This is a genomic window from Methylobacterium sp. CCH5-D2 (assembly GCF_001556475.1).
In the GTDB taxonomy this organism is placed as follows: domain Bacteria; phylum Pseudomonadota; class Alphaproteobacteria; order Rhizobiales; family Beijerinckiaceae; genus Methylobacterium; species Methylobacterium hispanicum.
The window spans coordinates 1-437 of the sequence record NZ_LSIX01000477.1 but is presented as its reverse complement, the minus strand read 5'-3'; the positions used below and the strand labels follow the sequence as shown (position 1 = coordinate 437).

The 437-nt window shown below is 74.6% G+C and carries 1 pseudogene; it reads left to right on the top strand.

The annotated features are described in order from the left end of the window. Positions 1-245, top strand: a pseudogene (locus AX737_RS34325) (FMN reductase); the annotation flags it as partial. Positions 246-437 lie beyond the last annotated feature (192 nt).

Sequence of the window (437 nt, the reverse complement as noted above, 5' to 3'; positions counted from 1 at the left end):
TCACCGCGACCGGCGGGGGCCTGCGCCACGCGCTGGTGGTGGAGCATGCGCTACGCCCGCTCTTCGGCTTCTTCGCCGCCCACATCGCGCCGACCTCGGTCTACGCGGGCAGCGCCGAGATGGAGCAGTGCCGGGTCGCGGATCCGGCGCTCGCCGAGCGCGTGCGCGCGGCGGCGGGCGAGCTCGCGGCGCTGATCGAGGTGGGGCGGGCCAGGACCGGGCAATCCTCGGCGCCCGCGGCGTAGGCGCTACTCTCCCTCCCCCCTCTGCGGGGCGGGTGGGCCGGCCGTCAGGCCGGGTCGGGTGAGGGGAACCCCGCTTCAGATCATGGCTCAGCGTCAACGCCGAGTACTCTGCTGAGCCGTCGCTCCCCTCTCCCGTCACCCTTCGGGTGCCAACCCTCCCCCGCAGAGCAGGGCGATCGCATATGGCGGGGG